Annotated in this window: 14 protein-coding genes and 1 pseudogene; 4 read left to right on the top strand and 11 right to left on the bottom strand. The window is 70.0% G+C overall.

The window, feature by feature from the left end; translation table 11 throughout:
* The first annotated feature begins 262 nt into the window (after positions 1-262).
* From QK291_RS10580 to QK291_RS10570, 3 genes are read left to right on the top strand one after another with little or no spacing between them, the layout of a single operon-like run.
* Positions 263-1,198 (top strand): ABC transporter substrate-binding protein, encoded by a 936-nt coding sequence (locus QK291_RS10580; protein WP_282381773.1) that lies wholly within the window; start codon positions 263-265, stop codon positions 1,196-1,198.
* A gap of 3 nt (positions 1,199-1,201) precedes the next feature.
* Positions 1,202-1,966: an amino acid ABC transporter permease gene (locus tag QK291_RS10575; RefSeq protein ID WP_282381540.1), complete on the top strand. Its 765-nt coding sequence runs from the start codon at positions 1,202-1,204 to the stop codon at positions 1,964-1,966.
* Positions 1,963-2,700, top strand: coding sequence for an amino acid ABC transporter ATP-binding protein (locus QK291_RS10570; RefSeq protein ID WP_282381538.1), 738 nt, complete (start codon positions 1,963-1,965; stop codon positions 2,698-2,700). The genes QK291_RS10575 and QK291_RS10570 overlap by 4 nt, the downstream gene beginning before the upstream one ends.
* Positions 2,701-2,806: 106 nt before the next feature.
* On the opposite strand, the gene hemL is transcribed toward QK291_RS10570, so the two are convergent.
* From hemL to hemE, 10 genes are all read right to left on the bottom strand, one after another.
* Positions 2,807-4,138 carry a glutamate-1-semialdehyde 2,1-aminomutase gene (gene hemL / locus QK291_RS10565; protein ID WP_282381536.1) on the bottom strand — a complete coding sequence of 444 codons (1,332 nt, stop codon included), beginning with the start codon at positions 4,136-4,138 and terminating at the stop codon, positions 2,807-2,809.
* 18 nt (positions 4,139-4,156) lie between these two features.
* Entirely contained in the window at positions 4,157-5,260 is a 1,104-nt protein-coding gene (locus QK291_RS10560; protein WP_282381534.1) for an LLM class flavin-dependent oxidoreductase, read from the bottom strand.
* The gene (gene hemB, locus QK291_RS10555; protein ID WP_282381532.1) at positions 5,260-6,240 is read right to left on the bottom strand and encodes a porphobilinogen synthase; all 981 of its coding nucleotides are present in this window, start codon (positions 6,238-6,240) and stop codon (positions 5,260-5,262) included. Before hemB ends, QK291_RS10560 begins: the two co-directional genes overlap by 1 nt.
* Positions 6,237-7,268 (bottom strand): uroporphyrinogen-III synthase, encoded by a 1,032-nt coding sequence (locus tag QK291_RS10550; RefSeq protein ID WP_282381530.1) that lies wholly within the window; start codon positions 7,266-7,268, stop codon positions 6,237-6,239. Before QK291_RS10550 ends, hemB begins: the two co-directional genes overlap by 4 nt.
* A gap of 20 nt (positions 7,269-7,288) precedes the next feature.
* Positions 7,289-8,287: a hydroxymethylbilane synthase gene (gene hemC / locus QK291_RS10545; protein WP_282381528.1), complete on the bottom strand. Its 999-nt coding sequence runs from the start codon at positions 8,285-8,287 to the stop codon at positions 7,289-7,291.
* The gene (locus QK291_RS10540) at positions 8,284-9,564 is read right to left on the bottom strand and encodes a ferrochelatase (protein WP_282381527.1); all 1,281 of its coding nucleotides are present in this window, start codon (positions 9,562-9,564) and stop codon (positions 8,284-8,286) included. Before QK291_RS10540 ends, hemC begins: the two co-directional genes overlap by 4 nt.
* Positions 9,561-10,274, bottom strand: coding sequence for a hydrogen peroxide-dependent heme synthase (hemQ, locus tag QK291_RS10535; RefSeq protein ID WP_282381525.1), 714 nt, complete (start codon positions 10,272-10,274; stop codon positions 9,561-9,563). The genes QK291_RS10540 and hemQ overlap by 4 nt, the downstream gene beginning before the upstream one ends.
* A 132-nt stretch (positions 10,275-10,406) precedes the next feature.
* Entirely contained in the window at positions 10,407-11,153 is a 747-nt protein-coding gene (locus tag QK291_RS10530) for a hypothetical protein (RefSeq protein WP_282381524.1), read from the bottom strand.
* A gap of 108 nt (positions 11,154-11,261) precedes the next feature.
* Positions 11,262-12,740 (bottom strand): FAD-dependent oxidoreductase, encoded by a 1,479-nt coding sequence (locus QK291_RS10525; protein ID WP_282381523.1) that lies wholly within the window; start codon positions 12,738-12,740, stop codon positions 11,262-11,264.
* Positions 12,741-12,744: 4 nt separating this feature from the next.
* Positions 12,745-13,842 (bottom strand): uroporphyrinogen decarboxylase, encoded by a 1,098-nt coding sequence (gene hemE / locus QK291_RS10520; protein ID WP_282381521.1) that lies wholly within the window; start codon positions 13,840-13,842, stop codon positions 12,745-12,747.
* Between the two features lie 169 nt (positions 13,843-14,011).
* On the opposite strand from hemE, the gene QK291_RS10515 reads away from it, so the two are divergent.
* Positions 14,012-15,349, top strand: coding sequence for a glutamyl-tRNA reductase (locus QK291_RS10515; RefSeq protein WP_282381519.1), 1,338 nt, complete (start codon positions 14,012-14,014; stop codon positions 15,347-15,349).
* A gap of 248 nt (positions 15,350-15,597) precedes the next feature.
* Here QK291_RS10515 and QK291_RS10510 read toward each other — a convergent pair.
* Positions 15,598-15,961, bottom strand: a pseudogene (locus tag QK291_RS10510) (hypothetical protein); the annotation flags it as partial.

The raw sequence follows: 15,961 nt of genomic DNA, 5'->3' as shown, positions 1-15,961 counted from the left end.
GGCGGCCGAGGCTGCCTCCGGCAATCATTCCGCCCTGCCCGCACAGCGCCGCCCAGATCGAGGGCGATAGCTCTCCCCTGTGAATCGGATTCGATAAAGGGATCATTCATCGCGCACTAATTCGGATTCAACCAGCCTTCGTGTCGGGTGAAACAATTATATTTCGCAGGCTTGCCTGCCCCTGCCTGCGCCGAGGCGCCGAGGCCGGGGGCGTTGCGCGGCCCCCGATCCCCAATAATCGTCCGATGAAAGTGATTGCGTGATGAAAAACAAAGCCCTGAAGTGGCTGACGACGGTTCCCGTAGCGATCGCCGTCGCCGTCTCGCTCGCCGCATGCGGCGGCGGAGCAGCCGCGCCGAGCGGAACGCCCACAGATGCCCTCGCCGGCAGCGACCAGACCTCCCTGGACAAGTACACGACCGCGGACGTCACTCCCCTGGACCAGATCGACAAGTCCCAGCTCGGCCTGCTGAGCGAGGGAACCCTCACCGTCGGAACGCTCTCGGACGCCCCGCCGAACATCTACATCGACGAGTCCGGCAAGTTCACCGGCTACGACAACGAACTGTTGCGCGCCATCGCTGCAAAGCTCGGCCTCGAGGTCGAGTTCAAGGCGACCGGCTTCGCGTCCCTGCTTTCCCAGGTCCAGAACAAGCAGTTCGATCTTGGATCCTCCTCGATCTCCACCACGGATGCCCGGCGCAAGACCGTCGGATTCACCAACGGCTACGACTTCGGTTACATGGCCGTTGTCGCCAAGGAGGACGATAAGGTCAAGGGCTTCAAGGACCTGACCAAGGACACCCGCATCGCCGTCGTCCAGGGCACGGTGCAGGATGACTACGTCACCAACACCCTGCAGATCGAGCCGGTCCGCTTCGAGGACTACAACACGGCCTACGCCAACCTGAAGAACGGCCAGGTGGACGCCTGGGTCGCTCCGTCCCAGCAGGCCACGGGCCAGGTCAAGGAAGGCGATGGCACGGTCATCGCCGAGTCCATTGTGAACACCCAGAACTTCACGGCTTACGCCGTGAACTCGGACAACAAGGCCCTCATTGGTGCCCTCAACTCGGGTCTCGACGCCGTGATTGCCGATGGCACCTGGTCCAGGCTGACCAAGGAATGGTATCCGGACCGCGAAACCCCGGCCACGTGGTCCCCGGGTTCCAAGGCTGTCATCGTCCCGAAGTCCTAGTCCATGGATGCACTCGATCAACTCCTAAAGACTTTCTTTGACTGGGAGGCGATGGCAGCTGTCGTTCCGAACATGCTCACGGTCGGCCTGCCCAACACCCTGATCCTGGCGGTTTCCTCGGGCGTGCTCGGGTGCATCCTGGGCATGATCCTGGCCGTCATGGGTACGTCCCGCAACACCGCGCTCCGGTTGCTGTCCAGGATCTACACGGATATTTTCCGCGGCGTACCGGCAATCGTGATCATCCTGCTCATCGGGATCGGCCTCGGACCCTTGATCCGGGAGCTAACCGGTTCCACGAACCCGTTCCCGCTCGGCATCCTGGCGCTGACGCTCATGGCGTCGGCCTACATCGGTGAGATCTTCCGTTCAGGCATCCAGAGCGTGGAAAAGGGCCAGCTCGAGGCGTCCAGGGCGCTGGGGTTCAGCTACAACTCATCGATGCAACTTGTCGTGATCCCGCAGGGCGTCCGCCGCGTGCTCCCGGCACTGGTAAACCAGTTCATCTCGCTGATCAAGGACTCGTCCCTGATCTACCTGCTGGGCCTGCTCGCCAGCCAGCGGGAAATCTTCCGCATCGGCAACGACGCTGCAGCCAACACGGGAAATCTTTCCCCGCTGATCGCTGCCGCCGTGATGTACCTCCTGCTGACGGTCCCTCTCACCCACTTGGTCAACTACATCGACAAACGCCTGCGCACCGGCCGGCCGGAGAAGCCCCAGCCGGACGACGCCGCGGCCCTGATCGGGAAGGGAGCTCAGCCATGAGCGACTTCGCCGCCGGCTCGCTGACCGGCAAAAACCTGCACCTGTCCTTTGGCTCGAACCATGTTCTCCGCGGCATTGACCTCCATGTCGAGACGGGCACCACCGCGTCGGTGATCGGCCCGTCCGGGTCCGGCAAATCCACGCTCCTGCGGGTGATGAACCGCCTGATTGAACCCGACCAGGGCGACATCCTGCTGGACGGGCGGTCCGTGCTCAAGGACAATCCGGATGAACTGCGCCAGCGCATCGGCATGGTGTTCCAGCAGTTCAACCTGTTCCCGCACAAGACCGTCGCGGACAATGTCTCCCTGGCGCTGCGCAAGCTGCGCAAGCTCCCGGCCGAGCAGGCACGGGCCGAGGCCCTCGCCCAGCTCGACCTCGTCGGGCTCAAGCACAAGGCGGACGCCCGTCCGGCCAACCTCTCCGGCGGCCAGCAGCAGCGCGTGGCAATCGCGCGGGCGCTGGCCATGAAGCCGGAAGTGATGTTCTTCGACGAGGCCACCTCGGCCCTCGACCCGGAGCTCGTCAAGGGCGTCCTGGCACTGATGGCCGACCTCGCCGAGGGCGGCATGACCATGGTTGTTGTGACGCACGAGATGGGCTTCTGCCGCAATGTCTCGGACACCGTCACCTTTATGGACGCCGGGGTCGTCGTGGAATCCGGTCCGCCGGAACAGCTCTTCACGAACCCGCAGACGGAACGGCTCCAGGGCTTCCTTTCGGACGTCCTCTAGCCAGCTGAGCGGCAGCAAAAAACACTGAGGGCACCCGCCGCGGCGGGTGCCCTCAGTGTTTAACGACGCCTCGGAACCGGCGTCCGTGGCGGTACAGCCTTCGGGATCAGGCCCGGGCGGCGGCGGCGGCCTTGGCGGCGGCGGGCAGGGCATCGAAGATCCGGTTCATCGCGGCGTCGTCGTGCGCTGCGGACAGGAACCAGGCTTCGAAGACCGACGGCGGCAGGTACACCCCGGAGTCCAGCATGGAGTGGAAGAACGGCGCGTAGCGGAATACTTCCTGGCCCTGGGCGTCGTCGTAGTTGTGCACGCCGCGGGCGGACGTGCCGAAGGCCACCGAGAACAGGTTCCCGGCGCGCTGGATGGAGTGGCCCACCCCTGCTGTGTCCAGGGCCGCCGACAGGGCCGCGGAGAGCTCGAGCGAGCGGGCGTCCACGAAGGAGTAGACCTCGGCGGTGGCGTGCGTGAGGGTCGCGACGCCGGCGGCCATCGCCACCGGGTTGCCGGACAGCGTGCCGGCTTGGTACACCGGGCCCAGCGGCGCGAGGTAGTCCATGACCTCGGCGCGGCCGGCGAGGGCCGCCGTCGGCATCCCGCCGCCGATGACCTTGCCGAAGGTGAGCAGGTCCGGGGTCCACGGCTCGGCCGCGTCAGCCGCCCCGCCGGTGAGTCCCCAGTAGCCGGAGTACCCGGTGCGGAAGCCGGTGAGGACCTCGTCGAGGATCAGCAGGGCGCCGTGTTCGCGGGTGATGCGGGACAGTCCCGCGTTGAAGCCCTCCCCCGGGGTGACAACACCCATGTTGGCGGGGGCCGCCTCGGTGATGACGGCGGCGATGTTGTCGCCGTGCTTGGCGAAGGCGGCCTCGACGGCGGCGAGGTCGTTGTAGGGCAGCACCAGGGTTTCGGCGGCGGTGGCGGCCGTGACGCCGGCGGAGCCCGGAAGCGCGAGGGTGGCGAGACCGGAGCCGGCGGCGGCAAGCAGCCCGTCGAGGTGGCCGTGGTAGCAGCCGGCGAACTTGATGATGAGGTCACGGCCGGTGAAGCCGCGGGCCAGCCGGACGGCGGTCATGGTCGCCTCGGTGCCGGTGGAGACCATCCGGACGCGTTCGGCGGCGGGGACGCGTTCCTGGACGAGCGCCGCGAGGTTGGCCTCGTCCGGGGTGGATGCCCCGAAGGACAGCCCGCGGTCCACCGCGGCGTGCACGGCGGCGAGGACCGCCGGGTGGGCATGTCCCAGCAGTGCCGGGCCCCAGGAGCAGACCAGGTCGACGTATTCGGCGCCGTCGGCATCGGTCAGGTACGGACCCTTGGCGGAGACCATAAAACGGGGCGTCCCGCCGACCGAACCGAACGCACGGACGGGCGAGTTGACGCCGCCCGGCATCAGCGTGCGGGCGCGGGCAAAGAGTTCCTCGTTGCGAGGATGGCTGGAAGTCATGGTTCCTATTCTTTCAGGTCAGTCTTGCGGGGCGGCCGCGGTCAGCCGGGTGGCCACCCGGGGGGCCACCTCGGTGCCGAACAGCTCGATCGAGCGCATCATCGCCTTGTGCGGCAGGGTGCCGTTGCTGTACTTGAGGTCGAAGCGGTCCACGGCCAGGTTCTTCTTGAGCAGCACGATCTTCGCGGCCACGGTGTCCGGGGAGCCGACGTAGAGGGCGCCCTCGGGGGTGCACATGGCGTCGAACTCGGCCCGGCTGCCCGGGCCCCAGCCGCGCTCGGCGCCGATCAGGTTACGCTGGCCGAGCCAGTGCGGGAAGAATTCCTCCCGCGCCTCCTCATCGGTCTCGGCAACGTAGCCGGGTGAATGCGTGGCCATCTGCTGCATCGGGTGGCCGTATTTCGCCATTGCCTCGCGGTAGAGGTTCGCCAGCGGAGCGAAGGACCGCGGCTGTCCGCCGATGATCGCGAAGATGATTGGGTAACCGTACTCGGCGCAGCGCAGCACCGATTCGGGCGTCCCGCCGACCCCGATCCAGGCGGGCAGCAAGTGGTGTTCCAGCGGCGGGTAGGCGCTGAGCCCGTTGATGGCCGGGCGGGTGCGGCCCTCCCAGTGGATGGGCTGCTGGGCGCGGGCCTTGTCGAACAGTTCGAGCTTCTCCTCGAACAGGACCTCGTAGTTGGCCAGGTCGAGGCCGAAGAGCGGGAAGGACTCGACGAACGAGCCGCGGCCCAGCATGACCTCGGCCCGGCCGCTGGAGATGGCGTCCACGGTAGAGAAGCGCTGGAACACACGGATGGGATCATCGGAGCTCAGGACGGTGACGGCCGAGCCGAGCCGGATCCTTTTGGTCCGGGCGGCCGCCGCGGCGAGGAACACCTCGGGGGCGGACACGGCGAAGTCGCGGCGGTGGTGCTCCCCTACGCCGAAGGCATGGAGTCCCACGTCGTCCGCGAGTTCGGCCTGTTCCAGCAGCTGGCGCAACACCTGGGCATGCGGGACCGGTTGCCCGTCGGGGAAGACCCCGACGTCGCCGAAGGTGTTCAGGCCCAGGAGGATGCGCCCCGGGCCCACCGGCGCCGTGGGGTTGGACCCGGAGGCCGGGCCGGTCACTGCGCTCATCAGGACTCCTTCAGCCAGCCGGCGAGTTCGCTCGCCCAGTACGTCAGGACCATGTTGGCCCCGGCACGTTTGATGCCCAGCACGGATTCGGTGATCGCGGCCCGGCGGTCGATCCAGCCGTTGGCGGCGGCGGCCTCGATCATCGAGTACTCGCCGGAGATCTGGTAGGCGGCGACCGGCACGGAACTCATGGCGGCGACGTCGGCGAGGATGTCGAGGTAGCTCATGGCCGGCTTCACCATGACCATGTCGGCGCCCTCGGCGAGGTCCAGCTCCACTTCGAGGATGGCTTCGCGGCGGTTCGCGGCGTCCATCTGGTAGGTGCGGCGGTCACCCTTGAGCTGGGAATCCACGGCTTCGCGGAACGGCCCGTAGAACGCCGAGGCGTATTTCGCGGCGTAGGCGACGACCGCGGTGTTGGTGTGGCCGGAGTCCTCCAGGGCCTGCCGGATCACACCGATCTGGCCGTCCATCATCCCGGACGGGCCGAGCACGTGGGCGCCGGCCTCCGCCTGGGCCACGGCCATCCGGCCGTAAATCTCGAGGGTGGCGTCGTTGTCCACGTAGCCGTGGGCGTCGAGGACACCGCAGTGCCCGTGGTCGGTGAATTCGTCCAGGCAGACGTCGCTCATGATGACCAGCTCGTCCCCGACCTCCGCCCGGACGTCCCGGATCGCCTTGTTCAGCACGCCGTCGGGGTCCAGTGAGGCGGTGCCGGCCGCGTCACGGACGGCGGGGATGCCGAAGAGCATGATGCCGCCGACGCCGAGGGCCACGGCCTCACTGGCGGCGCGCTTCAGGCTGTCCGTGGTGTGCTGCTGCACGCCGGGCATCGAGGCGATGGGGTTCGGCTCGGTCAGGCCTTCCCGGATGAACGCGGGCAGGATGAGTTCCGAAGCCGACAGCCGGTGTTCGGCCGTCAGCCTGCGCATGGCCGGGGTGGTGCGGAGCCGGCGGGGGCGGTGGGTCGGAAAGCTCATACGGTGTCCTTTGCTGTGGGCTCTGCAGGTGGTGCTGTGGGCTCTGCAGGTGGTGCTGTGGGCTCTGCTGCGGGCTGAGGTGGTGGGGACGGCGGGGCGGCCAGGGACCGGACGACGGCGGCCACCAGGCCGGAGGCGGTGGGCGCCTCGGCCACGGCGGCGACGGCGAGGCCGAGCGACTCAGCCTCGGCGGCAGTGGACCGTCCGATCGCGACGAAGCGGCAGCCGCCCAGCGGGGCGAGGTCCTCGTGGATGCGCCGGGCCGCGCTGGGGGAAGCGGCGACGACGGCGGCGAGCCGGCCTGCGCCGATTTCGGCTTTCGCCTGCTCCGGGGTGAGCACGGCGGCGGCTTTGTCCCTGTCCGCGCCAGCGGCGGCATTGTACCCGTTCGGGGTGGCGGGCTGGCACGCGGCGAGGCTCCGGCGCGGGTCGGCCGGGTAGTCCACGGTGCGGTATGCGGTCACGGCCTGCACGAAGGCGCCCCGGGCCTGCAGCCCGCGGCGGAGCCGGGGGTCGGCGATGTCGGCCTGCGGCAGGAGCACGCTGCCCTGGTGCTCGGGCCAGATATCGAGCAGTCCGGCCCCGGACTGCTGGCCCGTGGGCGCCAGGTCGACGACCACTCCCCGGGATTCGAGGAAAAGGCGTGTTGCGGGCCCGATCGTGGCCACGAGAAGACTGCCCGGCAGCCAGCGGCTGAGGGTCGTTCCCCGCTCTGCGGCCTTGGCCTCGAGCGCCTGGACCGTGGTCACGCTGCTGATCACGAGCCACGCGTAGGCGCCGGCGCCGAGGGCATCGAAGGCGACGTCCAGGGAGTGCTGGTCCCGGGCGAGCTCGAAATCGATCAGCGGCAGCAGCAGCGGATCGGCGCCCACCTTGCGCAGCGCCGCAACCAGGTCCCCGGCACGGTCCGGGCTGCGCGCGACGAGAACCCGGGCACCCTCGGGCACCCGCGTCACGGCGTCGCCGTCGGTGTCGTTGCGGCCGGTGTCGTTGCGGCCGCTGTCGTTGCGGCCGCTGTGCCGTCCCATGACCTGATGGTTTCCGCCGTTCAGGAGGCGGCCAGGTCCGCGATGTCAGCGGCGCCGCGGGCCAGCAGGATTTCGGCGAGCTCAATCCCGAGCAGGGTGGCCCCGACCTCGGTGAGTCCGTCGGTGGCCTTCTTGTCCCGGACCGAGGCTGTTCCGTCGACGGCGCAGACCACGGCCTCGAGGTACAGCAGGCTGCCCTTGCGGAAGGCGTGGGCGCCCACCGGCGCGGCACAGCCGGCTTCGAGGCGGGCCAGGAGCGCGCGTTCGGCAGTGATGGCAAGCCGGGTGTCGGGGTCGTCGAGGGCGGCGAGGGCCTGCGCGAGCACGCCCTGCGAGCCTTCGGTGGAACCCGCCTTGCGCGGCGCGTCAGCAGAACGGCATTCGATGGCGAGGGAACCCTGCCCGGCGGCGGGAAGCATCACCTCGGTCTCAAGGTACTCGCTGACGGCGTCGAGCCGGCCGATCCGGTGCAGCCCGGCGGCGGCGAGCACGACGGCGTCAAGATCGCAGCTCTTGCCCTCGACCACGGCCGCGGTGCTGTTGCCGGGCAGCCCGGGAACCCGGCCGAGCCGGGTGTCCACGTTGCCGCGGATGTCGAGGATGTCCAGGTCCGGGCGGGCGGCCCGCAGCTGGGCGGCGCGCCGCGGCGAGCCCGTGCCAACGGTGGCGCCCGTGGGCAGGTCCGCGAGCTTGAGCCCGTCACGGGCGCAGAGCACATCACGGACGTCGGCGCGTTTCGGCGTCGCCGCCAGCGTCAGCCCGAGGGCTGCCCCGGTGGGGAGGTCCTTAAGCGAGTGCACCGCGACGTCGCAGCGGTCCTTCAGCAGGGCATCGCGCAGGGCAACGACGAAGACGCCGGTGCCGCCCATCTGGGACAGCGACCCGGTCAGGACGTCGCCGTCGGTGCGGATGTGCACCAGCTCCACGGGGAACCCGCCGACGGCGGCCAGCTGGTCCGCGGTCTGCTGCGTCTGGGTGACGGCGAGTTTGCTGGCGCGGGTTCCGATCCGGACGCTCACAATGCGTCCTGATCCGCCGCCGAAGCGGGTGTTCCGGCGGCAGCGGTGGCCGGGTAGGGGTCGTGGCCGGTGCCGTTGGTGGTGTCGGCGCCCGCAATGGTCGGCTTTTCGCCGCGGAAGTTGGCGCAGCACCCCGGACGGCAGACGTCGTACCACGGGCCGAGCTTGGTCAGGTGCGGGCGGTCGGCGATGTTGTTGGCCGCGGTCCGCTCGCAGATCAGGTCCACGAGCCCGCCCACGAACTTCCGGTGCGTCCCGGGCGTGGGCACCCGCGTTGCGGCCAGCTCCAGCTTGGCGCAGGTTTCCAGGGCCTCGGTGTCGAGGTCCCACACGACTTCCATGTGGTCGCTGACGAAGCCGAGCGGGACGATGACGATGCCCTTCACGCCTTGGCCGGCGAGTTCCTCGATGGCGTCGTTGATGTCCGGTTCCAGCCACGGCACGTGTGGCGCGCCGGAACGGGACTGGTAGACGAGGGACCAGGGTGCGGTGTCGCCGGTCGCGTCCTCCACCCGGCGGATGATCTCCGTGCCGGATGCAAGGTGCTGCGCGACGTAGGCGGAGTCTTCCTCGAAGTGGCGCGGTTCGGCGTCGGAGCGGCCTGCTGCTTCGGCGTCGCGGGTGGGGATGGAGTGTGTGGCGAACAGGATGTGGACCGGCGCGTCCGGGGTGCCGGCCGCGGCAAGTTGGGCGCGGACGTCGGCCAGGCCGGCAGCGGTGCCTTCCACGAACGGCTCGACGAAGCCGGGGTGGTCGAAGTACTGGCGGACCTTGTCGACTTCGAGCCGTCCGTCCAGGCCGGTTTCGGTCAGCCCAATGCCGATGTCCTCGCGGTACTGGCGGCAGCTGGAGTAGCAGGAGTAGGCGCTGGTGGTGAGCATCAGGACCTTGCGGTGGCCGGCGTCGTAGATGTCCTGGAGGGTCTGCGGGATGTAGGGGGCCCAGTTGCGGTTGCCCCAGAAGACCGGCAGGTCGATGCCGCGGGCGGCGAGTTCGGCCTCAAGGCCGGCCTTGAGCTCGCGGTTCTGCTGGTTGATCGGGCTGATGCCGCCGTTGGCGCGGTAGTGGTGCGAGACCGCCTCGAGGCGCTCGTCCGGGATGCCGCGGCCCCGGGTGACGTTGCGCAGGAACGGAAGGACGTCGTCCTGGCCTTCCGGGCCGCCGAAGGAGGCGAGCAGGACAGCGTCGAAGGCCTTCGGGGCCATCCGGCCGGCTTCGGTCACCTCGTTGATGGTGGTGTCGGCTGCGACAGCGCTCTGCGGATCCAACGGGCTCATGACAGGACCTCGGCAATCTCGGCGGCGGTGACCCGGCGGCCGGTGTAGAACGGGATTTCCTCGCGGACGTGGTGGCGGGCTTCGGTGGCGCGCAGGTGCCGCATCAGGTCCACGAGGTCCACCAGTTCGGGGGCTTCAAGGCCCAGGATCCATTCCCAGTCGCCGAGGGCGAAGGAGGACACCGTGTTGGAAATGACCTGGGGGAAGTCCCGGCCCAGCAGGCCGTGGTCGCGCAGCATCGCGCCGCGCTCGGCGTCGGGCAGCAGGTACCACTCGTAGGAGCGGACGAAGGGGTAGACGCAGAGCCACTCTGCCGGCTCCACCCCGCGCGAGAAGGCGGGCGTGTGGTTCTTCGCGAACTCGGCTTCCCGGTGCACGCCCATGGCGGACCAGGCGATCTCGGTGCCGGTGAACAGCTTGCTGCGGCGGATGTCGCGGACCGCACGCTGCAGGGCTTCCGGCTGGGGCCCGTGCAGCCAGACCATGATGTCGGCATCCGCGCGCATTGCTGAAACGTCGTAGCTGCCGCGGTGGACCACGCCAGCCTCGGCCAGCCGTGCGGTGAGGGCTTCGTATTCCCCGGCAGCATCGCCGCTGCGGAGGACGTCGGCGGAGCGCTTGAAAACCGTCCAGAGGGTGAAGAACTGCTCGGCTGATTCTTCGCTGGCGGATTCAGTTTTAGTGACAGTTTCGGCAGAAGTGTGGCTCATGGATACCAGTCTGCCCCTTCCCCTCAGTGAAGTCGAAATGAAGCACTTCTACAGCGCGTAGAAGTGCTTTATTTCACATCGCTGGGGATTCCGGTGACCGATTCGGCGCGCCGGGGGGCGACCGACGGGACGTCAGACCCGGCGCAGCCGCAGGACCACGACGCCGGCGGCGCAGGACAGTGCCACCAGGCCGATGCCCAGGCCGAGCAACGGCGAGTCTCCGGCCGGTTCCCGGGTCGAGGTCGCCTCCATCGAGGTGCTCCCGGAGCGGGGCCCGGCCGCCGTCGCGGGGCCGGCCGTGGCTGCCGGGGAAGCAGTGTCCGTGTTCGACGGCCGTGCTGGCGTTTCGGTGAGGCCCGGGGTTTCGGTGAGGGCCGGCGTTTTGGTGGGAACTTCAGCGGCCGGTACCGGTTCCGCGATGGATCCGCGCGGGTCTGGAACCGCCGGCTGGGCCGGAACCGAAGCGGCGGGCTGCGGTCCCGCAGGCACCGCCGGCACGGCTGGCGCTACGGGCTGCGGCGCTTCGGGCGGCGGCGGGACGGTCCGGCTGGGCGACGGCTTGGGGCTGCGGCTGGGATCCGGCTCGTCAGTGTCCTCGGAGGACGCCGGCTGCGGCCAGGAACTGGCGGGAGTGGGGCTCGGTGCGGGGTGCTTCGACGGAGCCAGCAATCCGTCAACCAGGCCGGCGAGGTCAAGGGACTGCAGGTCCGTCACGCCGGCAACTGAGGCGGAAGCGGAAGCACCTGTGGCCGCGGACGCGGCGGGCGCGCCTGCGGAGAGGGCCAGCACCACTCCGAGCGCGGCAGCCGCCGTGCCGCGCCGAAGTCCCCCATGGTGACCGGTCTGCGTTTTGGGGACGTTGGACCTTTGAGTAACCATGGTCATCGACCTTAGCCGTCAGGGCAGGCGGGGAAAAATTTGCTGTTTCCCGGTTATTGTGGGTGCCCGCGGCCCGGGCGGTGCCCGGATAACGGGCTCCGGCACCACTCAGGGCAGCAGCTGCCGGACCTGGTGCGGGGTGTCGGCCACGATCGCGGCCAGGCCGTTGCCGGACAGCCAGCCGCCCACTATTGCCAGGGTGCCGTCAGCCGCGCAGATGCTGCGCACGGCCGCGACGCGGCGCTTGTGTCCGAGCGAGGCGAACGGCAGCGCACCGCCCCAGCGCACAACGTCCCAGTCCACCACGTCGCCGGCGGTGACCGGAACGGAGAGCAGGGCGGAGGCGTCGCTCAAGGCTGCCTCGAACAGCTCCGAGTCGGTGCCGGGCTCCGGCCGGACCGCGGCTCCGTGCCGGGTGTCACCGCGGCCGTAGGACAGCCGGACAACGTGGGTGCCGGGGCCGGTCTGCTCGGCCAGCCACTCCCACTTGGCGGTGGCGTGGGTGAGGGCCTTGGCCTGGATTCCGGGGCTCTGCGGCGCGACCAGGACTCCGGTGCCGCGTGGCCGGGCATCGAGCTGGGGCAGGTCCACCACGAGGGTGACCAGGCTGACGTCGGGTCCGGGCTCGGGGCGGTGGCCGGCCAGCTCCGGCAGCGCACCGGCGAGCAGTTCGATGGCGGCCGGGCCTTCCACGGCGACGACCAGCAACCCGGCGTCGTGGGCGGTGCCGCCCGCGGTGACCCGCCAGCCGCCGGCAATGCGCTCCACGGAGTCGGCCCGGGTGCCGCCGAACAGCGTCACGCCCTGGCGGCGCAGCTCCGCCAGCAGGGCCGGGATCAGGGTGTGCATTCCGCCGCGCAGTCCCGCGACGGCCGATCCCGCCTTCTGCAGCCCCGGGGACGGCGCCCCGGGGACAGACCCTCCCCGCGTCGGGGCGCCGCGACGTTGCGCCGCGACGGCGGCGGCGAGGGAGCCGTGGTCCCGGACCCCGGCGCGCAAGCCGGGGGCCACCATGTCGATGTCGAGCACGTCCGGGTCCGCGGAGTGGACCCCGCCAACGACGGGCGCCACGAGCCGGTCGAGCACGCGCCGGCCCATCCGGGCGCGCACCAGGGCCGAGACGCTCGTGGCCTGCTCCCGGGTGCCCATTGAGGCGGGCAGCAGCTTGTCGAGCGAGGCCCGGAGCGAACCAAGCAGGCCGAGGGAGCGGCGGACTTCCGGATCCCAGGGGTTGGCCGGGATGCCAAGGACTCCGGTGCGGGGAAGTTCGCGCGGGCCGTCGGGCAACTGGACCCAGGCGCCGCCCGGCTGCGGGGCGACGATCTTCCCGGCCAGACCCAGTTCGGCGGCAAGATCGGCGACGGCCGAGGAGCGGGTGGCGAACGACTCGGCGCCGCTGTCCAGGGTCAGGCCTGCCACGACGTGGCTGCCGACGCAGCCTCCCCACGCGCCGGAGGCCTCCAGGACCGTGGTGCGGACGCCGGCGCGGGCCAGTTCGCGGGCGGCCAGCAGGCCGGCGATCCCGCCGCCCACCACCACGGCGGTGGGCCCTGCGGTGTCCCCGGCGGTGCCGCGGGCGGCCTCCATCCGCTTACTCCGGGGAGATCGAGTGAATGAGCGCGACGACGCGCGTCAGCACGTCGGGATCGGTTTCCGGCGGCACACCGTGGCCGAGGTTCAGCACGTGGCCGGGGGCTGCGGCCCCGGCGGCGATGACGTCGCGGACATGGGCCTCCAGCACCTCCCACGGCGCGGACAGCAGGGCCGGGTCGATGTTGCCCTGCAGCGGCACCGTGCCGCCCAGCCTGCGGTTGGCTTCATCCAGCGGCAGCCGGTAGTCCACCCCGACGACGTCGACGCCGACGTCGTGCATGGCGACGAGCAGCTCCGAGGTGCCGGTGCCGAAGTGGATCAGCGGGGCGCCGAGGTCACGCACGTGGTCCAGGGCGCGGGAGGATGCCGGGGCGACGAAGCGTTTGTAGTCGGCCAGGCCTAGGGACCCGGCCCAGGAGTCGAAGAGTTGGCCGGCGGAAGCGCCGGCTTCCAGCTGGGCCCGGAGGAACATGCCGGAGGCGTCCGCGGCCCAGTTGGCCAGCGCGGTCCAGGTCTCCGGGTCGGCGTGCATCATGGTGCGCGGGCCGAGGTGGTCCCGGGAGGGCTTCCCTTCGACCATGTAGGCCGCGAGCGTGAACGGCGCGCCGGCGAAGCCGATCAGCGGGGTTTTGCCCAGCTGGGCAACGGTGAGCCGGACGGCCTCGCGGATGGGCTCGAGGGCTTCCCAGGTCAGCTGGGGCAGGGCGGCGACGTCGGCCGCCGTGCGGACCGGCTTCTCCAGCACGGGACCGACGCCGGGAACGATGTCCACGCCGACGCCGGCCAGCTTGAGCGGGATGACGATGTCGGAGAAGAAGATGGCCGCGTCGACGTCGTGGCGGCGGACTGGCTGCAGGGTGATCTCGGAGGCCAGTTCCGGCCGCAGGCAGGAGTCCAGCATCGCGACCCCCTCGCGCAGCTTGAGGTATTCGGGCAGCGAGCGGCCGGCCTGGCGCATGAACCACACCGGGCGGCGGGAGGGTTTGCCGCCGCGGTAGGCGGTGATCAGCGGGGAATCCGCGGTGCGGCCGTCCATCAGAGGGTGCCCGGCGTCGAGGCCGGAGAGTTCAGGAGTTGCCGCAGCGCGAGGAGTCATGACTTCGATTGTGCCGAAAATCAGCTCCAAAAGATAACGACAGCCTGTCACCGGCACGGGCCGCGCCCGGTCTGCGCCCCGGCCGTGGCGGGAATCACAGCCCCGCGTGGGCAGTCGCACGCCAGGCTGTTGTTCTACAGGGAAACGAAAAAGCTATGATTGTGATGTTGTGGTTCTTTTTTCTCTGGTGGCGACCCACGCCGACATCGACCTCGAAACCGTTGCTCTACTGAGCACCGGCGCTTCCGAGCTCGCCACATCCGCCCTCGCCGGATCGCCGGTCGTGGCGGGTGCCATTGTGCTTGCCACCTGCAACCGCTTCGAGATTTACGGTGAAGCGCACCGGCAGGACGGCGTCGAAGATGCCCGCCTGGCCCTCATCGCCCAGCTCAGCGGCTCCACCGGACTCAACGAACAGCTCGTGGCGCGTTCCTTCAGCACCCGCACGGGCGCTGACGTCACCCGGCACCTGTTCTCGGTCAGCTCCGGTCTGGACTCCGCCGTCGTCGGGGAACGCGAAATCGCAGGCCAGGTCCGCCGGGCCTTGATTAAGGCCCAGCACGAAGGAACGGCCAGCGCCGGCCTTGTCCGACTCTTCCAGGCTGCGTCGAAGGCCGCGAAGGACGTCGGAGCGCAGACCGCCCTGGGCGCCCGCGGCCTCTCGGTGGTCTCCGTTGCCCTCGACCTCGCCACCGAACTGTCCGAAGTCCCCGACTGGTCCACCAAAAAGGTCGTGGTGTTCGGCACCGGCGCCTACGCCGGCGCCACCATGTCGCTGCTGCGTGAGCGCGGCTGCACGGACGTGTCTGTGTACTCGTCCTCCGGCCGTGCCGCCGGTTTCGTCGCCACCCGGGGTGGGACCGCGCTGGACGGCGACAGCCTCCCCGCCGCCGTCGCCGCCGCCGACGTCATGATCGGCTGCAGCGGTTCCGACACCCGCGTTGAGGCATCCGAACTGGCGAGGGTCCGGGCCTCCTCGCCCCAGCCCCTGATCGCCATCGACCTTGCCCTCACGCACGATTTTGATCCCGCCGTCGGCGGACTCGACGACGTCGAACTGCTCACGCTGGAATCGGTCCGCCTGGCCGCCCCGCAGGAACAGTCCGAATCGCTGGCCCAGGCCAGCAGCATAGTGGCCGGCGCCGCCAGCGCGTTCGAGCAGGAACGCGAGGCACGCTCGGTGGATTCGGCCATCGTCGCCCTGCGCCGGCACACCATGGACGTGCTGGACGCGGAAATGGAAAAGGTGCGGGCCCGCCACGGTTGCACTGCCGCGGCCGAGGAAGTCGAGTTCGCGCTCCGCCGCATGGTCAAGCAGCTGCTGCACGTCCCCACGGTCCGGGCCCGCGAGCTCGCCGCGAACGGCCAGCAGGAAAACTACGTGGCCGCCCTTGAGGCGCTGTACGGCATCACGGTCGAGCAGCCCGTGGCAAGAGCGGCCGACGCCGGCTGCCCGGTTGAACACCAGCCCCGACCCGCGCCGGGCGGCGTGCGCGACATCGCTTAAGCGACGCTTCCCGCCTGGGCAGCTAGTGCCTTCAGCGATCAGACGGCCTCCCGTCGGAACCCGGCATCCACGTTTCGACCGCGCCGCTGGGCAGCTGCCAAGAGGCCAGTCCGCGACCAGGTCCACCATGCCAACCCGTCACCGATAAATAGGCAGACAGGCCCTGGTCCCCGGGTGCCAGCGACGTGGTTGGATGACCGCGCTTAGCACTTGGTTGGATGTTCGCGCCTACAGAAGCAACGGGTCCTTCAGGCACATCGGGACAGGAATGGTTCCGGGGTTGGGTCATCGGAAGGCGCTGACCAGCCCTGGTGCCCGGCCTCAGCGGGCCCGGGATGCCGGGCCGTGAATTCGTGCCAGTCGGGGAAGGGATCCGGCGGCAAGTCCAGGTTGGGGTCCCGGTCGGGGTCTGGGGGGAGGTCCAGGTCGGGATTCCAGCCCGGGTCCGCGGGCGGGTCCAGTTCGGGATCCTGGCCCGGTCCGTCGTCCGCGGGCGGGTCCAGGTCGGGATCCTGGCCCGGTCCGTCGTCCGGGGGCGGGTCCAGGTCGGGATTCCAGCCCGGTCCTTCGTCCGGGGGCGGGCTTTCGTCCGGGGCTGGGTCCGGGAGGTGG

It is taken from the genome of Arthrobacter sp. AL12 (assembly GCF_029960645.1).
Lineage (GTDB): Bacteria > Actinomycetota > Actinomycetes > Actinomycetales > Micrococcaceae > Arthrobacter.
The sequence above is the reverse complement of the archived record's forward strand: the minus strand, read 5'-3'. Positions and strand labels throughout refer to the sequence as shown.